We start from the raw sequence: 23,321 nt of genomic DNA, 5'->3' as shown, positions 1-23,321 counted from the left end.
CGCAAAACGCGACGTAATCCTATTGATCCAGCCATGTCCGCTTGCAAGACACCAACGTTGCCTCGCTATGCCCGAGCCCAGCCAATAACGGCCATGCATCCTTCCTCCGTCCCGCCACTCCACCGAGCACCTTTGATGAAGTCGTTGGGTATCCTCGTCGCCGTTTTGCTCGCGTTCCAGACGACAACCGTGACGGCGCAATCGCTTCCGGATCCGTCTCCCACTCATTTGCCGAGGTGGCGGGGTTTTAACTTACTCGAAAAGTTTCACCTGGACTGGAGCAATGGCCCCTTTCAGGAATCCGATTTCAAAATGATTTCAGATTTAGGGTTCAACTTCGTTCGTTTACCGATGGACTATCGCGTCTGGATCCAAAACCGTGATTGGAACCGATTCAACGAAAAAACGCTGCGGGAAATCGATCAAGCCGTCGCTTGGGGTGAGAAATATTCGATCCATGTTTGCCTCAACTTTCACCGCGCGCCCGGTTACACTGTCGCTTCACCACCGGAATCCACGAACCTCTGGACCGATCCTGAAACTCAACGCGTTTGCGCGAAGCATTGGGCGGAGTTCGCGAGACGATACAAAAAATTTTCCAACCGCAACCTGAGTTTCAATCTTTTCAATGAACCCACTCATGTCGATGCGTCTCAATACGTCGAGGTCGTCAAGAAGATCGCAGAGGCGATTCGCGAGCATGATCCCGATCGATTGATCATTTGTGATGGGCTGGATTGGGGACAGCAACCAGTCGAGACGTTAAAAGAACTCGGCGTCGCCCAGGCGACACGTGGATACGCCCCGGTCGAGATCACGCATTACCGCGCCAATTGGATGAAAGGTTCTGACCAATATCCTGTGCCGACCTGGCCGCAAATCATTGCCCACGCAACGCTTTACGCGCCGACAAAATCTGAGATCGCTCCTGAGGCACGGCGACCTCTGCGGATCCACTCTCAATGGAATGCCGACACGTCGCTGCGATTCCGCGTCGGCACGGTCTCATCGACCAACACGCTCGTCGTCCGGGCCGATGGCAAACCGTTGTTTGAGAAAACGTTCGACCCGGGGCCCGGGGACGGCGAGTGGCGTTCGGTCGAGTATTTCCCGCAGTGGAAACTGCACCGAGCGGTGTACAACCGCAATTATCAAACGACGATTCCCGCCGGAACCCAAACGATCGAAATCGCGGTGATCCAAGGCGACTGGCTATCACTCACCGAGATCGGGATCGGATATCGAAACTCCAAGGGATTCCAACGCGAAACCAAATTGCAGTTTTCTAACAACTGGGCCGTTCCGCCGTCCACTTTGACTTACCAAGGTCCTCAACCCGGCATAGAAGCCTCACCTACGTTATTCGCCAGTGACTCGCAGCGCGGACGTCAATGGCTATGGGACGAAACCGTCGCCCCGTGGCAAAAAGCAACCCGGTCAGGAATCGGTGTCATCGTGGGTGAGTTCGGCTGTTACCACAAAACACCTCATGACATCACTCTCGCGTGGATGGAAGACAACCTCGCGAATTGGCAGCGGGCGGACATCGGTTGGGCGCTGTGGAATTTCCGTGGCAGCTTCGGAATTCTCGATAGCGAGCGATCCGACGTGAAATATGAGCGGTATCAAGGCCACATGCTGGATCGCAAAATGCTCGACCTGCTTCAGCGATACTAACGCCATGGCGACAAGTCACCTCGCCGATGTACCAAACTCGCCGGGGCCGTATAGTACGGACAAAACTTCGAAGCCATAAACGTCGGCTACCCCAAGGTCAGCAGGACGCTGTTATCGAGACCCCACCCATGCAAAAAAAGAAAGTTGTCATCGTCGGAGCCGGACCAGGCGGGTTGGCCTCTGCGATGCAATTGGCTGAGGCCGGTTGCGAAGTCACCGTGCTCGAACGTCGCGATCGCGTCGGTGGACGGACGTCGGCGATCGAAACCGAAGGGTTTCGATTCGATTGCGGCCCGACTTTCTTTCTCTACCCTCGTGTCCTGGCGGAAATTTTTCATTCGGTCGGTCGTGACCTGATGGAAGAGGTGCCGATGGAACGACTCGATCCACAATATCGTTTGACATTCGGCGGAGACGCCGGTGGAATTCTTGATTGCACCCCCGACATGGACGAAATGGATCGACAGATCGCCAAGTTTTCACCCAAAGACGTCGGACAACTCCGGCGTTATATGGACGACAACCGCGACAAGCTGGAAAAATTCCGACCGATTTTGGAATCGCCGTTCAACTCGCCACTCGATTTATTGCGGCCATCGTTGCTCGCGGCGGCCTCGAAACTGCACCCTTTTCGTAGTCTCGGAAAAGAGCTGCAGCGATACTTCAGCGACCCACGGCTGGTGATCGCGTTCGCCTTCCAAGCAAAGTATTTGGGGATGTCCCCGTTCAACTGCCCGAGTCTTTTCAGCATCCTCTCGTTTCTCGAATACGAGCACGGCGTGTTTCACCCGCTCGGTGGTTGCAGCCGGGTGAGTGAGCGGATGGCCGAAATCGCGGAAGAGATGGGCGTCACGATTCGGTTGAACGAACCGGTTGATTCAATCGAGATCCAAAACCAACGCGTCACCGCACTGCGAACCGCCCAAGACCGCTACTCCGCCGATGCGATCGTCGTCAACGCGGACTTCGCGGACTGGATGACCAAAACGGTTCCCAACGAGATACGGCGACGCTGGAAGGACGAAAAGATCGAAAAGAAAAAGTTCTCGTGCAGCACCTTCATGCTGTATCTCGGTATCGAAGGGATCTACGAAGACCTACCGCACCACAACATCCACATCAGTGAAACCTACGACCGGAATCTTCGCGAGATCGAAGTAGACCACGTGCTTAGCGCCGACCCGTCGGTCTACGTGCAGAACGCCTGTGTAACGGATCCGAGTTTGGCTCCCGCAGGATGCTCGACGCTGTACGTTTTGGTCCCCGTATCGCATCAAAGCGAGAACATTGATTGGTCAATCGAGGCGGACGGCTTTCGTGAAAAGACGCTCGACCAACTCGCCGCCATCGGACTTGGCGACATTCGTGAACGAATCCGTATCGAACATCGAATCACGCCCGATGACTGGGTGAACGACTACGCCATCTACAAAGGCGCGACGTTCAACCTGGCCCACAATCTTGGTCAGATGCTGCACCTCCGACCTAAAAACCGCTTCGATGAACTCGACGGAGTCTATTTGGTCGGCGGCGGAACGCACCCCGGCAGCGGATTGCCTGTGATCTATGAATCGAGCCGGATCAGCTCACGATTGCTTCTAGAAGATCTCGGCATTTCGACGCAGTTTATCGACGAATCCGCCAAGGGCATTCCCGAGCCTCTCGCATCGGCCAAAGCCCTCACCCCGTCGCCCACGATTTGAGGTTCCACGTCGCCGCCTGGGACGTTGGGATCGATCAGAGCGGTTCCGACTTTAGCAGCGTTTCGACACATCCGAGCGTTACAGACGGTAAAACCATCGCGATCGGCGACTAGCCCCGATTGAGAAACCGTTGATAACGTCAATCAAGTTCCCGGCCTGATTCGGCTACCCGGGGTGGCCTATCTTTTCCGGTCGACCCGACGACAGATACGAAATGCGGAAGTGATGGTCTTTCGCTCGCCACGTATCGTGCACTCCGACCGGTCGTGAATCACCAACATGAACTGCCTCCGAGATTGACACCACTGATGCCGTTGCTGAAACATTCCGATGCAATCCGATGTCTTGCCGCCCCGTTGTTCGCGATCCTCGGCACCGCTTGCCTCGCCACCAGTCCCGGCGTGAATCTCAACGCCGCCGAGCAAACCGATATCGAACCAACCGGCAAACAAATCTCCCTGTCCCGCAGCATTGAGCCTTCATTCCATATCGAACCGGTCGTACACCGGTTCCGCGGCCGACGCGGCGAAGTCATTCCGTTTTCCTTTGAGATTAAATCAAACGGTCAATTCAGGAATGTCACAGTCCGCGCCGTGAGTTTGCGACAGGACGAAACCGGCGTCATCCAACACGACGACAAGATCACGCCTTCGCCGAGCGTACGCTTCACCTCACCGAAACGATTTCAATTGCAACCTGGTGAGCAAACCCAGATCGAAGGTGAAGTCACCGTTCCATTTCACAAAACCAATTACGTCTCCTTCGGAATCCTGGTCCACGACAACGACCCGATTTCGGACACCCCAAATGCATCACATGCTGAGGCCAAGACGCGTGCGTCGAATCACTTAGTCACCCAATATGTATTGCGTGTCGACATCGAAACGGGTGCTCAAGTCATGGCGGATATGAACCAATTGCATTTTGATCACGGCGAGTTGGTCGCAAAGAATGGTGTGCCCTACATTCACGCTTTCCTCACCAACCCAACCGACAACACGCTCGAATGTGAGGTCCAAGCTCAATTGTCTGCCGACGACTCGACCACCACGCGACCCATTCGACTGAACATGCCGTCCCGCAGCGAACTGGATGACGACAGCCGCTACCTCGTACGAATCATGCCGCACAGCCGATTGCGATTGGAAGGCATGGTCGATGGCAGCCTGCCCGTCGGCGATTATTCGCTGAACGTGCAATTGAGCGATCGACATCGATCCGTGGTCCAAGCCACGTTCCCGACCCGCGTCGATTCCAACGGCTTTCGCGGACTCAGCGTCCCCATCCCGACGAACAGCGATGACGTCCTGATCGAACCCGCCCAAATGGAACTCGGACGTGTCTCCGATGCCGACCCCGTGACGGCCGCGCAATTCCACAACCGTGGTAGCGAACGCTAAGCGTCTCCGTGCTCGCTCGAAATCCAGCGAGCACACGGACGCCCCCGTTTGGGCACACTCAGCAATCCCACCGGTCGATCGGCGGCCAAAAACGCCAACACCCGCTCAACTTTCTGCCGTTGGACTCTTCGCATTCGGATCCACTCCGAGAAACCGCAAGACACTCAACTCGCCACCAGACCGTCGTCTGGCAACATGAAAACGTGAACTTCGCACGGTCGACGGGTCCCCGACCGCCCGGGTTTGTGATATGAAAACGACCGCTCCCGATTTTCCCCTCACCCGCACGCGAGACCCCCAGCGATGACCGCCGATGCCAGTTTGAAACCTCTGATCGAGTTGATGCAGCGTGAAGCCTTGCAACGTGGCACGTTCACGCTCGCGAGCGGAAAAACGGCAAGCTACTATCTGGATTGCCGCCACGTCACCTTGCATCCCAAGGGAGCGGGTTTGATCGGTAACGCGATGCTGAATTTCATCAGTCGCCATGGTGGGGCGAGCGGCGAGATGCCGGACGCAGTCGGCGGGATGGCAATCGGTGCCGACCCGATTACCGCGTCCATCGTCACGATTGCCGGCATGCAAGACATCGACTTGCACGGGTTCATGGTTCGTAAAGAACCCAAGGGGCACGGCATGGGTAAACAAGTCGAAGGCCCCGTCGAACCGGGCCAAAACGTCGTGATTGTGGAAGACGTCATCACCAGTGGCGGCAGTGCGATCCAGGCCGCCGAAGCCGCTCAAGCCTTCGGCCTCAACGTGCTTTACGTCCTTGCCATCATCGACCGTTTGGCCGGTGGCGAAGAAGCATTCGCCGCCAAGGGACTGCAACTGCATACCCTCACCACGATCCGTGACTTCGGCATCGAGCCAGAATAGCCGCGATCAATACGGTGCCTGCGAGCTGCCAACCACTCCGCTACGCCTTCACCAAGGCCGAAGCGTGACGAATGATCGGCAAGACGCAGTGGTTCATTGCGGTCGTGACCGCGCCCGTCGATCCTGGCAACGCAAACACCACGACGCGGCCAATCCGGCCCGCAGTCGCACGACTGAGCATCGCCTTGGGTCCAATCTCCTGGATCGAGACCGCTCGGAAATGTTCGCCGAACCCGGGCAAACTGACTTCGAGTAAGTCCTCGATCACATCGACAGCCAAATCTCGCGGGGCGATCCCCGTCCCGCCCGTGGTGATGATGGCATCGACGGAATCATCCGCGACAAACGCTTGGATCGACTCTCGCAACGGATCGGGATCATCGGTGATGACGATCCGCTCGGCCAGTTCATGCCCCACGTCCTTGAGCAACGCGACGATCCGATCACCACTGGGATCATTCTCGATCGTTCGTGTATCACTCAGCGTGATCACCACCACGCGTAGCGCCGCGCTGACATCCACGTTGCCGCAGCCACAATCGGGAGATTCGCAGTGATGTTCGGCAGGAGAATGGGATGAGTTGGTCATGCGTTTGAACCCGGTTAAGCGTGAGACTACGGAGACGTAGCGAATTGAATTGTCATCTTGAAAATCGAAATGGTCGCGCTGGACGTCAGTGCAACGAGACCTCAACGCGATTTTCGATTTGGCGGATCGGAAACGATTCCTGAAGCGGCTGGCGATTGATCATCTGGATCCCTGTCGCAAGGTCGTACTGCCATCCGTGCCAAGGGCAAGTCACGCATCCGTCGCGTACCACCCCTTCGGCCAGCGGTCCACCCTGATGCGAACACATCCCATCGATCGCGTACCACTTCCCGGCGTGCCGAAAAATCGCAAGGACTCGGTCGTCGATCAACGTTTCGATCGCGAAATCTTCGCCCGATTCGATTTTTTCGGCACTGACCGTTTTCACCGAGGTTTTCTCGGTTCCCGATCCCTGGTCGCCGATTTCGATCGCCACCCGCCATCGCCTGGCCGCTTCGTCGGACGATTTGTTCGTGTGGGCTACCGCATCGTTTGGATAGCGGGGAACGTGGTCGGTATCAGACATGGTTGGTTGCATTGCGATCAGTGGTCAAAATTCAGCGGCCACATCTTACCCGACCTGGACGCCATGCGGACCCGCCCCGACTCCCGCTTCATCACCTCATCGGGCGACGGTCGTCTAAATCGTTCGAGTAAGTCGAGACATCGGTTCGGGGTTATGGTCGCCCCGGTGGCCATGACGTTACAATGCCCGCACAACGATCTATCTGCAACACAAACGGATTTCCACCAGATGCACCGGCACTTTTCATCTTCTCGATCCAGGCACCTGCTCTCTCGCCTCCGCTCCGTCGCTTGCCGCGGGCTTCTGCCGACCGTTTTGGCCGTCGGGATCGTCGCCGCTGCGAGTCTCTCCGCCGCTGATGCCTCCACCAACGAAACGTCTGAGACGTCAACTACCGCTGAATCAACTACTGCCAAGGACGACAACGTGGCCGAAACCGATACCCTACCCAAGATGCTTCGTAGCGTCGAAGGGATTTCGCAGTATGAACTCGACAACGGAGTTCAAATCTTACTCTTCCCCGACGACAGCAAAGAGGTCGTCACGGTCAACATGACCATTTTCGTGGGTTCACGGCACGAAGGCTACGGAGAGGCCGGTATGGCTCACCTCCTCGAACACATGTTGTTCAAAGGCACACCGACCCACCCGGAAGTTCCCAAAGCCCTGACACAACGCGGTGCTCGGTTCAACGGCACGACCTGGATGGACCGCACGAATTACTACGAAACGCTTCCCGCTAGCGAAGACAATCTCGAGTTCGCGATCAACCTCGAAGCCGATCGGTTGGTCAACAGCTATATCCGCGGCGAAGACCTCGCCAGCGAAATGACGGTCGTCCGTAATGAATTCGAACGTGGCGAAAACTCGCCGACCCGCGTTCTCATGCAACGCATCGAAGCGGCCGCGTTCGATTGGCACAACTACGGCAAATCTACGATCGGCAATCAAAGCGACATCGAACGCGTGCCCGTCGTGAAGTTGCGGGAGTTCTATCGCAAGTACTACCGCCCCGACAACGTGATGGTTATCGTCGCTGGAAAGTTCGATCCCGACCACGCACTCGCCACGATTCAAAACGCATTCGGGCCGATCCCGGTTCCTGACAAACCGATCGACGAAACCTACACCGTCGAACCAGCCAAAGATGGTGAGCGAACCGTCGTCCTCCGCCGCGTCGGCGAAATCCAATCCGTCGGTGCCGCCTACCACATTCCCGCCGGCAGTCACCCCGAATACGCCGCCGTCAAAGCCTTAACAGTTGTGCTCGGCGATGAACCGAGCGGCCGGCTGTATAAGGAAATGGTCGAAACCAAAATCGCCAGCAACGTGTACGCGATGGCATTCGGATTCCGCGACCCCGGATTGTTGATGACGATTGTGGAAGCGCCGGTCGAACAATCGATCGAACAAGTACGCGCGAAACTGATCGACATCCTCGAAGACTCCTGGGACCAAAACCCGATCACCGACGCTGAAGTCGAGCGGGCGAAGGCGCAGATCCTGAAACAACGCGAGATGGCATCCACCGACACGGACAAGATCGCCGTCACACTCAGCGATTGGGCCGCCCAAGGTGATTGGCGTTTGTACTTCCTCTACCGCGACGCCGTCGAAGCATTGACCGCTGATCAAGTTCGTGCGGTCGCCAAGAAATACCTCGTTCGTAACAACCGCACCGTCGGACTGTTCATCCCCAGCGACGAGTCCGAACGGGTGCGAATCCCCGAGTCGCCCGATCTCAATATCCTGTTGAAAGACTACAAAGGTCGCGAAGCCGTCGCCGCCGGTGAAAGCTTTGATCCCGATCCTCTTGCGATCGAAAAACGAGTGTTGCGTGGCGACTTGGTCGGTGGCATCACCTACGCTTTGCTCCCGAAACGAACCCGTGGCGATTCCGTTTCGTTGAAACTGACGATCCGTTTTGGCACCCCCGATACCCTCAAGGAACGCATGGGCGCCGTCGAACTTCTCGGCCTCTTGATGGCCCGGGGTACGACGGAGATGACTTACCAAGAATTGCAAGATGAGTACACGCGTTTGAAAGCCGACGTGTCAATCTACACCTTGATGGGCTTGCTCCAAGTCGACGTGACGACCAAGCAAGAGAATCTCGAGAAGGTCATCGCACTCGTCAGTGAAGTCATTAAAACACCGCGTCTTGACGAAACCGAACTCGAACTCATCCGCCGTCAAATCGTCACTAGCATGCAACAAAGCAGAACGGAGCCGAGCGTCGTGGCACCGCGTAACGTCCGTCGTGCGTTGGCACCCTACTCCAAAGACGACATCCGCTACGAAATGACGATCGACGAAGAAATCGCGATGTACGAAGAAGCGACGATCGAGCAGATCCGCGAACTCCACGCCGATTTCCTCGGCAATCAAGCGGGCGAACTTTCAGTCGTCGGGAACTTTGAACCCGCCACCGTACTGACCGCGTTCCAATCCGAACTCGAAGGCTGGACCACCGATCAGCCCTACGTGCGGATCGATCGGCCCGCTCACCCCGAAATCCCTGGCCAACTCGAAATCCTCGAAACGCCTGACAAGTCCAACGCGTTCATGTACAGCAGCCAACAGTACTCGCTGTCGGACATGGACCCTGAGTACGCCGCGCTGACGCTGGGCAACTTCATCCTCGGCGGCGGATCACTCAGCAGCCGACTCGCCGACCGCGTTCGTCAACAGGAAGGACTCTCCTACGGTGTCCGTTCGGGAGTCAGCCCACGGCCGAAAGATCACCGTGTCGACATGACGATCTACGCGATCACGAACCCGGGCAACAAAGACAAATTGATGAACGTGATCCGTGAAGAGATCGACCGACTCATCAACGACGGTGTCACCCAGGATGAGCTGAATGCGGCCAAGCAATCATACTTGCAAGCCGCTCGGATCTCTCGCACCGGCGACCCGACACTGGCGTCGATGCTGCTCATGAACATGTTCACGAACCGCACTCTGGCGGACGTTGCCAAACATGAACAACAGATCCAAGACGCGACCGTTGAAGATGTCAACGCGGCGATTCGAAAGTTCATCGACCCTGACAAACTCGTCACGGCGATCGCGGGCGACTTCGCCAATCTCCCTGAAACGGAGTAACCGTTTCCGAAATATCCACTCCGATACGATCGACCAAATCGTGTCGGAGTCAGGCCCTGGCACGCTGCGCGGAACTACATGTAGTCTTCGAATAGCTGACGCAGTCCGCGAAGATGATCGTCGGCCTCGCGTTTGAGATCGTCGAGCGATCGCGGCGGCACCAAGGAATCGCTCGATGAGGCCATCGTTTGCGGCACAACCGCTTGCGCGGCGACCGCCTGCGAACCGACTGGCACGGTTTCGAATTGCTCAAACGCTTCGCTGCGTTCAAAGCCACGCGCGATGCGGCTCGTTCCGTCGGCTCCCGTCCACTGCGTCAACGACTCACTCGTGTGCCACGATCCGTCAGGACTGTCTACATAGATCCGGACGGTGTCCTCACCTCCTTGCGATGCCGTCGCCACAACATTTTCAAACCCCGACGCACTCGCCCGGTAACCCACGCCACTGATCAGCGACCGGGTCTGCGCGATCGACATGAAATCGTTGCCCGCACTGTCTCCCAGGTCCGCGGCATCGTGGCCGCCGTTCTCGGCGTAGGCGAACACGCGTTCGAAACCGAACGCCGCTTGAAACTGATCGCCGCCCCGCATCGAACTGAACTGAGGCCGAATGACCAATTGATCGTCGTACACCGAATCGCTCAGGTGCGCCGTGTCACTGCCGCCGGCGGTCGCGTAAACGTAAAACTTGTCGACGTCTTCCAACTGATACTCGAACCCACGTCCGGTAAACTGTGCCGAACTCGCGCTGGATCGCAATACGTCGTCGCCATCGGAATCATACATCGTCGCCCGATCTTGCCCACCGCCGCCGACAAAGCTCACACTCTCAAACCCACGCAACTCGATCACACCGCCGGGGAACGTCAACAAAGAATTCCCGGCCCCAGCACCGCTCGACGGACGCAGTGTGAGTTGTTCTGAACCAGTCGATCCAAAAATCTGCAGCGAGTCGCCGCCCTCTCCGGCATCGATCACGATCGGACTGGTCGCCGTCGAGCCCGCACCCGTATTGACGAGGTATCGCCCCGCTTCATCGCTCAACCAAACGTCACCGTTGGCTTGAGCATCTCCACTGATCAGATTTCGCAAATCCAACTCGATGCTATTCGAAGTCGCTCCGCCGACGTATCCATCGATCGTCGTCGGAGTGTTGTCGGGCACCGATTCTCCATCAGGCAGCCCGCTGTTTGAATCGCCGAAGTCAACTGCGGCTTCGAGATCGAGCGTTCGGTAGGTTAGCCCTGTCGACGGATCGGTGTGGGTGACTGACGTTGATTCAAGACGATCGAGAATACTCGCTGAAGTCGGCTCGAGCCCCGCCGCCTCCATCGCTTGACGGACCAACATCGACGCCGCCGCAACCTGCGGGCTCGCCATGCTGGTACCGCTCAGTGCCGCATAGTCGTTCACATATCCGTCATATCCCCGCACGTGTTCGGGAACGGCGCTTTGTAATTGCTGACCTTCGGCCGTGAAAATCCCATTCTCTCGCTGCGAAAACCCGCTGAGGTTGCCGCTCGTATCGACCGACCCCACCGCCGTCACCCACTGGCTCGACGCCGGATACATCAAATCATCGGCCCCTGGTGTGAGATTCGCCTGCGAGTTACCCGCCGCGGCAAAGACGAGAATGTCGTCTTCGTAAAGCATCTGCAATTCATCTTCGAGCATCGCTAGCGCGCCGTCTCGATTGGAATCATTTAGCTCCGTACCCAATGACAAGTTCACCGTCGTGATCGGCGAATCGAACGAGTCTTGATTGTCATGCACCCAACGCAGCGCCTGTTCGATCCATCCGAGATTGCCCCTCCCCGCATCGTCAAATACACGCAGCGCGACGATGTCAGCGCCCGGTGCGACGCCGCGAAACGTGCTTCCGTCGAGCGTCGTTGCGATCCCGCTTGCTAGACCCGCAACGTGCGAACCGTGGTAACCCGCCGGTGCATCGTCATAAGGGTCTGCATCGTTCTCGGCAAAGTCCCACCCGCCGACGACGCGTGATCCTGAACCAAATCCTGAACCAAACGCGTAGTGGTCGTACGCGATCCCAGAATCGATCACCGCGATCGTTTGACCGAGCCCGTCAAAACCGCTCGAGGCCCCGATCCGTGCCGATTGAGCGAGCAGGCTGCTGCCCGTACCGTCCGCCCCCGAATTCAAGGCAGCCTGCGCGAACAGGTCATCGAGATTGTTGAGCGACGAACCATGGATCGAGGGATCCAAAACCGCCGGCGCGATCGAGAGCGGAAAGTCTGCTGCCGTCGACGCGGAAGAAACGCCAGAGTTGATCGACGCATTACCGCCGAACGCATCATTTCCAATCGCATACATGTCGGCGGGACACGGTGCTGAAAACGGCTGGTCCTGTGCGGTTTGAAGTTCAGGCGTGTGATCGGTTAACGGATCTGCCAAAGGTGCCAGCCAAGCTCCCATCATGCTGGCCGAAAGAGCGAAACGAGGTTCACAACTCTCAATCCCGGTTGGGGAGAGATCGATTCCAGTGGGAGCGGAACGGGGAACAGTCGTTTGGGGTTTCATGCCTATCGCCGTCGAGTGCGCAAGTGTCCTTACCGACACATTGCGATTGAATCGTTACAACCGGACCGAGCGATTCGCCGACAAACCATTTCGGAACGGTTCTTCCGCTGAAACCTAGTTCACGATCGAGGTCTAAGACGCACAAAACACGCGGACATTCGACGGTTCGACTTACCGATCTTGCCCAACCGGACCCTCTATCAAGAGGCTTGAGTCCATGGTCAGGGTGTTCCGAAACAATTGAGTAGCCAGGCGGCACGCGCGACAACCCGCGCCCTTGGCGGTGGTAAGTCCGGTGGGAGCGACAAGTCAGGGTGCGACAGCGATGTCTTTGAGAAAGATTTGGAATTCACTTTGCGGACGATCTGAGAAATCGGAGACAACCGCGAATTCAGAATCCGCTGCGGTTGGTCCCGTCGCGAGCGCACCGGCGCCGCGACCGGTAGGCGCTCCGTCGCAACCGGCACAACCTGTGCAGCCCGTCGCTCCTCAGCCGTCTGCGGCAAAGACAGCACCGAAGACGCCTCGCGTCTCGACCAAACGGCCTGCCGCAACGCCAGTAGCGACGACGGCCACCGCTCCACAGGCCCCGCAGATCGCACCGCCCAAACGCGGCGTGCTCTCGATGCTTTCCCGTGGTGAACACGACGGGCTCCTGAAAGTAGTCCGTGACAAACGTCCGTCCAGCATTCTCGAGATCGGCGTCGGAGATGGTTCACGGATGCCTGCCATCCTTTCGATGTTGGATGAATCGGGAATCCAGCCTGGCGTGATCAAGGCCATCGTGATCGATGAGTTTGAACTCGGCGGCGGCACTCTCGCGATGCGTGACTATCACCGGCAACTCGCTGGACTCACCATTCGCCCCGTCATTTTCCCCGAACCGGTCGGCCGCGGACTCGTCAACGTCGCCCACCGCTTTGGCGCGATGGACCTGATCCTGATCGATTCAGCAGTCGACGCAACCAACGCAGCCGAGTTGGCAACTTTCTTGGGGAAAGTCACCCGTGCCACTACCAGCGTGTTGACCAACACGAGCGGCAGGTGGGCGATTCGCCACACCGACTGCGAACCGATTCGCCGCGCCGCCTAATCGCTCCGCGAGACAGCACGTCCGCCGTGACAGTCAGCCTAACGCTGTCGAGCCACGGGCCATGCACGCTGCCAGCCGCTCGCGGTTCACGCGATCATTGCATCCATCCTGCTTCACGTAGGAATGCAATCGATTCTTGCAACGTCTTGTTGTAATACTCGCCACCACCGGCCTTCTGGTTGAAGAATCCGTGTGATTGCCCCTCGTAGATTCGCAGTTCGCTCTTCAAACCCGCCTCACGGCTGAGACGTTGAAATCGCTCTGCCGTTGCGACTGGAATTAACTTGTCACGGTCACCCAAAAAAACGATTGCCGGTGGATCGTCTTCAGTGATGTTGTGTGCCGGTGAGTATTCGGCATAACGATCACCCACGCGTTTCGTTCCCCAACCATTGGGGCCGTTGTCGTAAACCGGATTAAACAACAGCAAAGCGTTGGGTTTCCGCGAAACGCCATCGACGACTTGATCGTCCATCATGCCCAAATAAGCTGCCAAATGGCCGCCCGCCGATCCACCGCCCGCCGCGATTCGGTTGGCATCGATCCCAAAACGAGCCGCGTTTTTGCGGACATACCGAAATGCGTCGGAAGCATCCTCCACACAATCATCCGGCGGCAGGCTGCTTTTCTTGCTCAACAAACGATACTCAACGCGAAAACTGACCAGACCCAATTTCGCGAGTTCTTCGCTGTGACCGGCGAACTGTCCCGGCGCACCACCGACCCAGCCGCCGCCGTGCAAGAATACAACCGCGCCGCGTTGATCGCCGGCTGACCAATCCGCCGGCCGCGTCCAATCAACACGCAACTCTCGAGTCTCACCTTGGTGCTCCACTTGCTTGTAGATGAAACTGTTTTCCACCGGTGCCGCGGACGCACTTCCTGCCGTAGCCGATGCTTCTTCGCCAGCCGAAACCGGAATCCCAATTGCCATCGCGCACAGCACTGCTACGGGGAAGACACTCAATCGCGTGGGGAATGTTCGCATCGGATTACCGGAGACTCTCATTGAAAGCTCGCTCACACTCTACCGAGTGTGAGCACGGGTGGGGAATTTCAGAACCGAGCCTGTCGTTGCTGCAAATATTCTGTCAATGCTTTGTCAAACGGCATGCTCGTGTCTAGCGCAACGTAGTCAATTCGCATCCGATTGCAACCTTCGCTATAGGTTTCGCGAAACGCGTCCACGCCGCGCAGATACTCGGCTCGAAAACCGGTCGCATCCACCGTCACGACTTCGCCTGTCTCGGGATCTTCAAACTCGACCGGGCCATCATAGGGGAAATGCACCTCGGCTTCGTCCATCACATGAAACACGATCACGTCGTGCCCCCCATGACGCAGCCGTCCGAGTGAGTTGAGTATCTCAACGGGATCGCCCAGCAGATCGGAGAACAACATCACCAAGCTTTTCTGTCGCAACATCGCGGCGACTTGCACCAGACTCGTCGCGATATCAGTGGTGCCGTCAGGCGTCATCCCCGACAACGCCGCCATGACATCCCCCAAATGCCCCCGTCGACTTCGAGCGGGCAGCACCGCGCGGAGTTTGTCTCGAAATGTCAGCAAACCGACCGGATCTTTTTGCATCGTCATCAAATACGTTAACGACGCGGCGAGGCAAGTCGCATATTCGAACTTGGTCATCGACTGGCGTTCACTAAACCCCATCGATTTCGACAAATCCATGACCAGATAACCGGTCAGGTTGGTTTCAGCTTCGTAACGTTTGACGTAGTACTTATCTGTCTTGGCGTACACCAGCCAATCGAGTTGTTTGGGGTCGTCCCCACGGTTGTATCGCCGATGCTCGCTGAACTGAACCGAAAACCCTTGCAGCGGGCTCGAATGCAATCCTTGCAAAAAACCTCGCACGACCATGCGGGCGCGCAAATCGAGCCGCTTGATTTTCTGCAACGTCTCGGGAGCGAGCGACTGTGTCATACGCGAATCACTTCCGTGAAATGAGTGGATCAAAATCGAAGTCGGAAAACGCTCTTTCCCCAAATGCCAACCGTGGCCTGACGCGGCCGACGATCAAACGCGGCACCGCGATCGTGTCTAGACCGTCGCCCGTTGGACGAGCCTACCCTCGCTCAATTCGAACTGGCTTCCCATCGCTTCGGCAAGTGCTAACGAATGTGTCACCGTGATCAGCACCGCCTTTTCATCGGCTTGCAATCGAAGCAACAATTCGGTGATGTCATTCGCCGTGCGAGAATCCAAATTCCCGGTCGGCTCGTCAGCTAGAATCAAGGTTGGACGCATCAACATCGCACGCGCGATCGCCACCCGCTCCCGTTCTCCGCCGGACAACTCACCCGGTAAGTGGGAACTTCGCTCGCTCAACCCCACGGCGTCGATCAGCGAGATGGCACGCTGCGTATCATTGTCCGTCGGTTTCCCCGTTGCCAAGGCGGGAATCAACACGTTTTCGATCACCGATAACTGTGGCAACAGATGGTGATCTTGAAAGACAAACCCAATCGTTTTGTTCCGGAACGCTGCCCGTCGTTTTTCATCAAGGGTGAACGGATCGGTACCATTGATCGTCACGCTCCCCTCATCTGGCTGGTCCAGCGTTCCTAAGATCTGCAGCAACGTCGTCTTACCACTGCCACTGGGGCCGACGATCGCTGCCGATTGTCCGGGTTCGAGACTGAGCGAAACATCACGCAAGACTTGCAGCGGCTCGCCCACCGTCGCATAAGATTTCTTGACATTCTCGACAACTAGCACTCACAGCCCTCCGACATTGGCGTTTGTTCGTTTTGCGGCCCACCCACGAGTGCTTTGTCAGCGTTAAAAACTTGGGGTGGGACCGGACCGCTCGCGCCGTTCCGCTAGGCATATTAGCGGCAGGGCGCAAGCCCTCCGATTCGAGCAACCCTTTTATTCAGGTCAGCCAAAACACTCGTGCTTGATTAGCATTCGATTTGGGGGTGACACCGGACGGCTCGCGCCGTTCCGCTAGGCTTTAAGCGGCAGGGCGCGAGCCCTCCGGTTCGAGCAACCCTTCAAATTTAGGTTATTCAAGCCACTAGTGTATCGTAGAAGCCAATGGCCGGTCAGGTGGATGCCCAGAATGCGAACGGATTCGCAGTGATCGTCGTCATGGTTACCGATCCCACCGGCCAAAGATGGGCAGCGTGCCGAGGGTACATTAATCCGTAATGAAGGTGTCGATGATGCCTACGCGGCGTGTCGCAATGGATTAATCGACCGTCGCACATTATCCTCACAGGAAGCGTTTTGGCACGCAATGATGGTGATGAGGGACGTGCAAACAGACCGATCCGAAAGAGAGCCGATGAACCGCTTTGTTATCTTCCTATGCTTAGCACTGGCTTCTGTGCTGTTGACGATGTCTGCCGATGCCACGATGGCGTCCGACACCGTCGGTGCCGAGCCGACCGCGGAACAACTCGAATTCTTCGAGAAAGAGATTCGCCCGGTCCTGGTCGAGGCCTGCTACTCCTGCCACAGCGGCGAATCGGAGAAACTTCAAGCCGGCCTCTTCGTTGACAGCCGAGAGGCGCTACTGCATGGCGGCGATTCCGGCGAAGCGATCATTCCCGGCGACGTCGACGGTAGCCTGTTCATCGAAGCGGTCCGATACGAATCGTACGAAATGCCGCCCGCCGGAATGCTCCCCCCCGAACAAATCGCTGCACTGGAGCGGTGGGTCGAAATGGGTGCCCCCTGGCCTGCCGAAGAAGCTGGCGGCGACTTCACCCGCCCCACCTTCGACATCGAATCCCGACGAAATGAACATTGGGTTTGGCAACCCATTGAGTCACCCAAGATTCCGGACGTCGCCGACACGCAGTGGCCACATGATGAACTCGATCGATTCATCCTCGCGCGTCTCGAAGCCCAAAACCTGAAACCCACCGGCGACGCGGGACGCGCCGAACTGATGCGGCGGTTGTACTTCGATCTCATCGGCCTGCCGCCCACTCCCGAACAAACCGCAAACTTCCTAAGCGACACATCCCCGAACGCTCTCGAAAATCTCGTCGATCAATTACTCGACTCACCTCAGTTCGGTGAACGATGGGGACGCCATTGGTTGGATCTCGTGCGTTACGCCGAATCGCGAGGCCACGAATTCGATGACGATACCCGAAACGCTTTCCAGTATCGCGATTACATTATTCGTGCCCTCAACGAAGACGTCCCGTACGACCAATTGGTCCGGGAACATCTCGCCGGCGACCTACTCGCGAATCCGCGATTAAACCCCGAGACGGGATACAACGAATCCATCCTCGGCACCGGATTCTGGTTCTTGGGCGAATGGGTTCACTCCCCCGTCGACATTCGCAAAGACGAAGCGGACCGTTTTGACAACATGATCGATGTCATGTCCAAAACATTCCTCGGCGTGACGGTGGCCTGCGCCCGTTGCCATGATCACAAGTTCGATGCCATTTCGACGGCAGACTACTATTCGCTGTCTGGGTTCTTGCAAAGCAGCGATTTCCGCGAAGTACGGTTTGAGTCGCTGGAGCACAACCGACGCGTCGCACAACAAATCAATGCACTCGACGAGTCCTATCGACATGAACTCGAAGGCGTTCTGCAAAACAACGGGCTAACTCGCCCAACAATCGCACCGCTGAGCGTCCCATCACTCGTCGATTACGGTTCGCTCGCCGGCGACCAATACATGCAAGACGGTTTCATCTTCGGCAATCGACCGACCGCGATCGGCGACGCCTATTGGACCCTCGGCGAAGAAGGAAAGTCACTGGCATTCTCGACCGAAAATGCGGCAATCAATGATCCGATCTGGAATGGTCTCGAATCGATCACCGAACAGGGAATCGGCCACCGCAATCGACTCTATCAAATTCCCCGCAGCGGCCGCACGCTCCGTACGCCAACCTTCCTACTCGAAAACGGCGACGTCTCCATCCGCGTCCGCGGGGAAGGCCATGTCGTCGCCTGCGTCGATTCACACCGACTTATCGCCGGTCCGCTGCACGGCGAAACGATCAAGCCGATCAAAGGCAATAGCGATTGGGTCACCATGCGTCTGGACCGTTACATCGGCCACCGCATCCACCTCGAATTCACGCCCGCCGAGGACAAACAACTCGCCGTGTCGCTGGTTCTCCAAGGGACCGATCGTGACACGACCAAATCGATCGACGAACACACCGCCAACGCCGCCGCAGCGATTGCCGATTATGAAAACGCCGCAAACGAATTGATCAACCGAGAAGCCGCCGACCTCGTCGAGTCTTGGAAACGCGAACGGTCTGCACTCCAAGGTCAAATCATGCGACGCTCGCATTTGGCAATGGCCATGATGGACGGAACCAGCGAAGACGATCATGTCTTGATCCGCGGCAACTCATCGAAACCCGGCGATCTGGAACCACGCCACTTCCTCACCGCTCTCAGCGGTAATGAGCCGATGAAGATCCGTGAGGGCAGCGGTCGACTCGAACTCGCCGAACACATCAACGCCCCAGACAATCCGTTGACCTCGCGAGTTGCCGTCAACCGAATCTGGCACTACCTGATGGGACGTGGGATCGTGCCAACTGTCGACGATTTTGGCGTCCTCGGACAACTGCCGACTCATCCCGAACTGCTCGATTACCTGGCAAAAGACTTTGATGCCAACGGACGAAGCATCAAAAAGACGATCCGCAAAATCGTGCTTTCACGTACCTATCAACTCAGCAGCCAGCCGGACGCAGAGGCGATCCAAACCGATCCCAAAAACATGTTCTGGCATCACCGTCCGCCCAAACGGCTCGAGGGCGAAGCGATCCGCGACGCACTGCTCACTTTGTCAGGACGTCTCGATCCCACCATGTTCGGCGAGCCGATCCCGATCCACCTGACACCGTTTATGGACGGACGTGGAAGGCCGCGTAAGAGCGGACCGCTCGATGGGGAAGGCCGCCGCTCGATCTACACCGCGGTGCGAAGAAACTTCCTGTCCCCGTTCATGCTCACCTTCGACACACCGGCACCATTTAGCACCATGGGACGACGCAACGTTTCCAACGTTCCCGCCCAAGCTCTGATTCTGATGAACGACCCGTTTGTGGTGGAGCAAACAAAAACGTGGGCGACTCGGACGATCGAACAGTACGCCGATGCCGAATCGCGACTCAAACGAATGTATGAGATGGCTTTCGCGAGAACACCGACCGATCAAGAAACCACGATCACGTTGGCCTTCATCAACTCCGAATCGAAAGCCAGAGACGTGTCTCCCGACGACGTCGACCTGTGGGCCGACGTTGCCCACGCCTTGGTCAATACCAAGGAATTCATCTTCCTGCCGTGAGCCGTGCTATGATGACGTGACCGCCACGCCGGCGTGATGAGCCCCCCTCACTTCGTCCGCCCGCTCCTCGACACCCCCCCCTTCCCGCCTCACCTCCTCCTTCCCGCCTCGAAACGCCCTCCCACCTGCAGTCCCTCCCATGTCACTAAACTACCCCTTCCCGTGCCAGCGATATCAGCCCGCACCGACATCACGTCGTGAGATGCTCAAGCGATGTGCGAGCGGATTTGGAGCGGTTGCATTAGCAGGCCTGCAAACCGACCCCGCCTTCGCGGCCACCGCGTCGCCTCCCGGACCCAAAGTCACTGTCCCGCAAGGCTCCGCCGCACACGGCCCACATCATGCCGTCCGCGCCAAAAACGTGATCTTCCTTTACATGGACGGCGGACCATCGCAGATCGACACCTTCGATCCCAAACCAATGCTCGACAAGTTCGACGGCAAAGATCCCGGCAAACTATTCGACGTCGAGCCGACCCAGTTCAACAACAACGGCAACGTGCTCGCCAGTCCGTGGAAGTTCAACCAGTACGGTGAGTCTGGCATTCCCGTCAGTGATCTGTTTCCTCATGTGGCCACCTGTGTCGATGAACTCGCGATCATCCGATCGATGGTTTCGGAGTTCCCCGAACACACGTTTGCAAACTACTTTCTGCACACAGGCAGCGGACTGCAGGGACGCCCCAGCATGGGAGCGTGGGTGAACTATGGCCTCGGCAGCGAGTGCCAGAACCTGCCGGGCTTTGTCGTGATCAACGGCGGACTGATCCCGCCGGGCGGCGTCGATTGTTTCGGCAGCGGTTTTCTACCGGCCAGCTACCAAGGCTCGATCTTCAAACCATCGGGCAGCGGCGTTGCTAACATCGAACCGACCGAACCGACTCAGCAACGACAGCGAGACAAGCTCGACCTGATCAGCCAACTTGACGGGTTTGCTGTCGATCGATTTGGGCAACACGACAGCCTCGAATCGGCGATCCGCAATTATGAACTCGCCTACGCCATGCAGATGGCTGTCCCCGATGTCATGTCACTCAACGATGAACCCGCCCACGTGCTCAAAGCCTATGGCATGGAATCGGAGTACCAACCCACGCAAACGTATGCGGCGCAGTGCCTGATCGCGCGACGGATGATCGAGCGCGGCGTGCGTTTCATCGAACTGACCTGCCCCAAAGTCGGAGGCGATCGCTGGGACCAACACGGCAACCTCAAATCGGGTCACGAAAACAATGCCCTTGCGGTCGACCAACCGATCGCCGCGTTGCTCAAAGATCTTCGCCAACGCGGTCTCCTTGATGAAACGCTTGTCGTCTGGGCTGGCGAGTTCGGACGCACTCCGTTTGCTCAAGGCAAAGACGGACGCGACCACAATCAGTTCGGGTTCACCGTTTGGATGGCCGGTGGCGGAGTCAAACCGGGCACGATCTACGGCGCCACCGATGAATGGGGATACAAAGCAATCGAAAACCGCGTCGAAATTCACGATCTCCACGCCACGATGCTGCACCTCATGGGCGTCGACCACACGCGATCCACTTTCCGCTTCGGTGGCCGCGACATGCGTCTAACCGATGTCAAAGGACACGTCATCAATGACGTGATCGCTTAATCTAACTCCCCACTTCCCCACCAAAATGAAACGCCCCTCATGGAGCACACAACGAGTGAACTATCTGAACTAGGTACGCGCGTTCATTTAGGTCCGATCGACATCACCGTCGCCGTCATCTACCTGATAGGAATCGTCGCGATCGGATTGCTCGCTGCTTGGCGACACAAAGCTCGACAGGGCGCCGCTGATGAGTACTTCCTCGCCGGAAAAAGCCTCGGCTGGGCCAGCATCGGGTTGGCCCTCTTCGCCACCAACATCTCGACCCTGCACTTGGTCAGCTTCGCCCAAAACGGGTTCGACACCGGACTCCTCAACGGCAATTTCGAATGGATGGCCGGCTTCACGCTCGTGATGCTGGGACTCTTCTTTGCCCCGTTCTACATCCGATCGGGAATCTCGACGCTGCCGGACTTCCTTGAGCGACGCTACAACCGCACCTGTCGCGATTGCCTTGCATTCGTGTCCGTCTTGACCGCCGTCGTCATCCACATCGCATTCGCACTCCTAACCGGCGGCATCATCCTCGAAGAGCTCCTTGAAATCCCGATGATCTACAGCCTGATCGTGCTGTGCGTTTTGACCGGGATCTACACGATTGTCGGTGGACTGCTGGCGGTTGTGGTGACGGAAAGCATCCAGACGATTGTTCTCTTGGCCGGCGCGGCGCTGATCACTTGGTTCGCGTTCTGGCAACTCGGCGGCCCAGCCGATTCTCCGGGTGGTTGGAACGGTTGGGAAAACCTGCTCTCGATCTTGCAACAGGAGGGCGAAGAACAAAAGCTCTCCATGCTACGTCCCCACGGCGACAAAGACGGCATGCCCTGGTACGCCGTCCTGCTCGGCTACCCCGTGCTGGGAATTTGGTACTGGTGCGCCGACCAAACCATCGTCCAACGCGTCCTCGGAGCCAAAGACGAACAACACGCCCGCCAAGGACCCATCTTCGCAGGCGTGCTCAAGATCCTGCCGGTATTCCTGTTCGTCTTACCCGGATTGCTCGCCTATGCGTTATACGTCGACGGCAGACTTGATCTGTCAATGATCACCGTCGACGAAGAGGTGCAATCCAAAGGCGTCTACGCAAGCATGATTACGGAACTGCTGCCACCTGGACTGCGAGGGATTCTCGTCGCAGCCCTGATGGCGGCGTTGATGAGTACGGTGTCAGGAGCGATGAATTCGATTTCGACCCTGGTCAGCTACGACTTAATCAAACGTTTTAACCCATCCGTCAGTGACAAATCGCTGGTCCGATCCGGACGGATCGCCGCTGGCGTCGCACTCGTCCTCGCGGTCGCTCTCGTTCCCGCGCTGAACATGTTCGAGAGCATCTACAACGGGATGGCGAGCATCATCTCGCACGTTGCACCGCCGATCACCGCCGTGCTGGTACTCGGCGTCTTTTGGCGGGGCTCGAGCTCGCGAGCCGCGGCGACCACGCTCATTGGCGGCTCAATCCTCGGCATCGGCATCTTCACGATCAACACGTTTGTGCCTGACGGGATACTCAATCAACTGCCTGGCGGATTCATGATGATGGCGTTCACCCTCTGCATGCTGTGCGTGATCGGCCAAATTCTCCTGAGTCTCATGATGCCTGATGTCCAACGCGCGACCACCGACGGCATGCCCACCGGTTCCGATCTCGCTTGGGAAACGCCCCTAGCCGCCCTCAAAATCCCCGGCAAAACCCGCTTAGGCGACCCCCGCCTTCTCTCGGCCGGACTGATCGTCGTCATGGCAATCCTCTACTGGATTTTCCGCTAACTCCCAACTCCCAACTCCCAACTCCCAACTCCCAACTCCCAACTCCCAACTCCCAACTCCCAACTCCCAACTCCCAACTCCCAACTCCCAACTCCCAACTCCCAACTC

Annotated in this window: 16 protein-coding genes; 10 read left to right on the top strand and 6 right to left on the bottom strand. The window is 57.5% G+C overall.

The window, feature by feature from the left end; genetic code table 11:
* Window positions 1-135: 135 nt before the first annotated feature.
* The 5 genes from NB063_RS13395 (at window position 136) to pyrE (ending at window position 5,659) form a co-directional block, all read left to right on the top strand.
* Window positions 136-1,677: a glycoside hydrolase family 5 protein gene (locus NB063_RS13395; protein WP_250929238.1), complete on the top strand. Its 1,542-nt coding sequence runs from the start codon at window positions 136-138 to the stop codon at window positions 1,675-1,677.
* 128 nt (window positions 1,678-1,805) lie between these two features.
* A complete protein-coding gene (locus NB063_RS13390) occupies window positions 1,806-3,380 on the top strand; it encodes a phytoene desaturase (RefSeq protein ID WP_250929237.1) in 1,575 nt (524 codons plus the stop codon).
* A 174-nt stretch (window positions 3,381-3,554) separates the two neighbouring features.
* Window positions 3,555-3,650, top strand: coding sequence for a hypothetical protein (locus NB063_RS32465; RefSeq protein WP_322975159.1), 96 nt, complete (start codon window positions 3,555-3,557; stop codon window positions 3,648-3,650).
* A 38-nt stretch (window positions 3,651-3,688) separates the two neighbouring features.
* A complete protein-coding gene (locus NB063_RS13385) occupies window positions 3,689-4,780 on the top strand; it encodes a hypothetical protein (protein ID WP_250929236.1) in 1,092 nt (363 codons plus the stop codon).
* 303 nt (window positions 4,781-5,083) lie between these two features.
* Window positions 5,084-5,659 (top strand): orotate phosphoribosyltransferase, encoded by a 576-nt coding sequence (gene pyrE, locus NB063_RS13380; protein ID WP_250929235.1) that lies wholly within the window; start codon window positions 5,084-5,086, stop codon window positions 5,657-5,659.
* A 40-nt stretch (window positions 5,660-5,699) separates the two neighbouring features.
* Here pyrE and NB063_RS13375 read toward each other — a convergent pair whose 3' ends face one another.
* Window positions 5,700-6,248: a MogA/MoaB family molybdenum cofactor biosynthesis protein gene (locus NB063_RS13375; protein WP_250929234.1), complete on the bottom strand. Its 549-nt coding sequence runs from the start codon at window positions 6,246-6,248 to the stop codon at window positions 5,700-5,702.
* Window positions 6,249-6,333: 85 nt separating this feature from the next.
* Entirely contained in the window at window positions 6,334-6,774 is a 441-nt protein-coding gene (locus NB063_RS13370) for a Rieske (2Fe-2S) protein (protein ID WP_250929233.1), read from the bottom strand.
* Window positions 6,775-7,227: 453 nt separating this feature from the next.
* Between NB063_RS13370 and NB063_RS13365 the strand changes: the two genes are divergently transcribed.
* Window positions 7,228-9,882, top strand: a complete 2,655-nt coding sequence (locus tag NB063_RS13365; RefSeq protein WP_322975165.1) for a M16 family metallopeptidase — start codon at window positions 7,228-7,230, stop codon at window positions 9,880-9,882.
* Window positions 9,883-9,956: 74 nt separating this feature from the next.
* Here NB063_RS13365 and NB063_RS13360 read toward each other — a convergent pair whose 3' ends face one another.
* A complete protein-coding gene (locus tag NB063_RS13360) occupies window positions 9,957-12,425 on the bottom strand; it encodes a S8 family peptidase (protein WP_250929231.1) in 2,469 nt (822 codons plus the stop codon).
* Window positions 12,426-12,897: 472 nt separating this feature from the next.
* Here NB063_RS13360 and NB063_RS13355 point away from each other — a divergent pair, with 472 nt between their 5' ends.
* Window positions 12,898-13,518, top strand: coding sequence for a hypothetical protein (locus tag NB063_RS13355; RefSeq protein WP_250929230.1), 621 nt, complete (start codon window positions 12,898-12,900; stop codon window positions 13,516-13,518).
* A gap of 94 nt (window positions 13,519-13,612) precedes the next feature.
* On the opposite strand, the gene NB063_RS13350 is transcribed toward NB063_RS13355, so the two are convergent.
* From NB063_RS13350 to NB063_RS13340, 3 genes are all read right to left on the bottom strand, one after another.
* Window positions 13,613-14,506, bottom strand: coding sequence for an alpha/beta hydrolase (locus NB063_RS13350; protein WP_250929229.1), 894 nt, complete (start codon window positions 14,504-14,506; stop codon window positions 13,613-13,615).
* A gap of 68 nt (window positions 14,507-14,574) precedes the next feature.
* A complete protein-coding gene (locus NB063_RS13345) occupies window positions 14,575-15,462 on the bottom strand; it encodes a DUF58 domain-containing protein (RefSeq protein ID WP_250929228.1) in 888 nt (295 codons plus the stop codon).
* Between the two features lie 117 nt (window positions 15,463-15,579).
* Window positions 15,580-16,257 (bottom strand): ABC transporter ATP-binding protein, encoded by a 678-nt coding sequence (locus NB063_RS13340; protein WP_250929227.1) that lies wholly within the window; start codon window positions 16,255-16,257, stop codon window positions 15,580-15,582.
* Between the two features lie 625 nt (window positions 16,258-16,882).
* On the opposite strand from NB063_RS13340, the gene NB063_RS13335 reads away from it, so the two are divergent.
* The 3 genes from NB063_RS13335 (at window position 16,883) to NB063_RS13325 (ending at window position 23,213) form a co-directional block, all read left to right on the top strand.
* Window positions 16,883-19,831 carry a PSD1 and planctomycete cytochrome C domain-containing protein gene (locus tag NB063_RS13335; RefSeq protein ID WP_407652625.1) on the top strand — a complete coding sequence of 983 codons (2,949 nt, stop codon included), beginning with the start codon at window positions 16,883-16,885 and terminating at the stop codon, window positions 19,829-19,831.
* Between the two features lie 202 nt (window positions 19,832-20,033).
* The gene (locus NB063_RS13330) at window positions 20,034-21,443 is read left to right on the top strand and encodes a DUF1501 domain-containing protein (protein ID WP_250929269.1); all 1,410 of its coding nucleotides are present in this window, start codon (window positions 20,034-20,036) and stop codon (window positions 21,441-21,443) included.
* A 39-nt stretch (window positions 21,444-21,482) separates the two neighbouring features.
* Window positions 21,483-23,213, top strand: coding sequence for a sodium:solute symporter family transporter (locus tag NB063_RS13325; RefSeq protein WP_250929225.1), 1,731 nt, complete (start codon window positions 21,483-21,485; stop codon window positions 23,211-23,213).
* Window positions 23,214-23,321: the final 108 nt, after the last annotated feature.

The sequence above is a fragment of the Aporhodopirellula aestuarii genome (assembly GCF_023701485.1).
Taxonomy (GTDB): Bacteria; Planctomycetota; Planctomycetia; order Pirellulales; family Pirellulaceae; genus Rhodopirellula; species Rhodopirellula aestuarii.
Note: the sequence above shows the minus strand (reverse complement) of the source record. Positions and strands in the feature narration are given on the sequence as shown.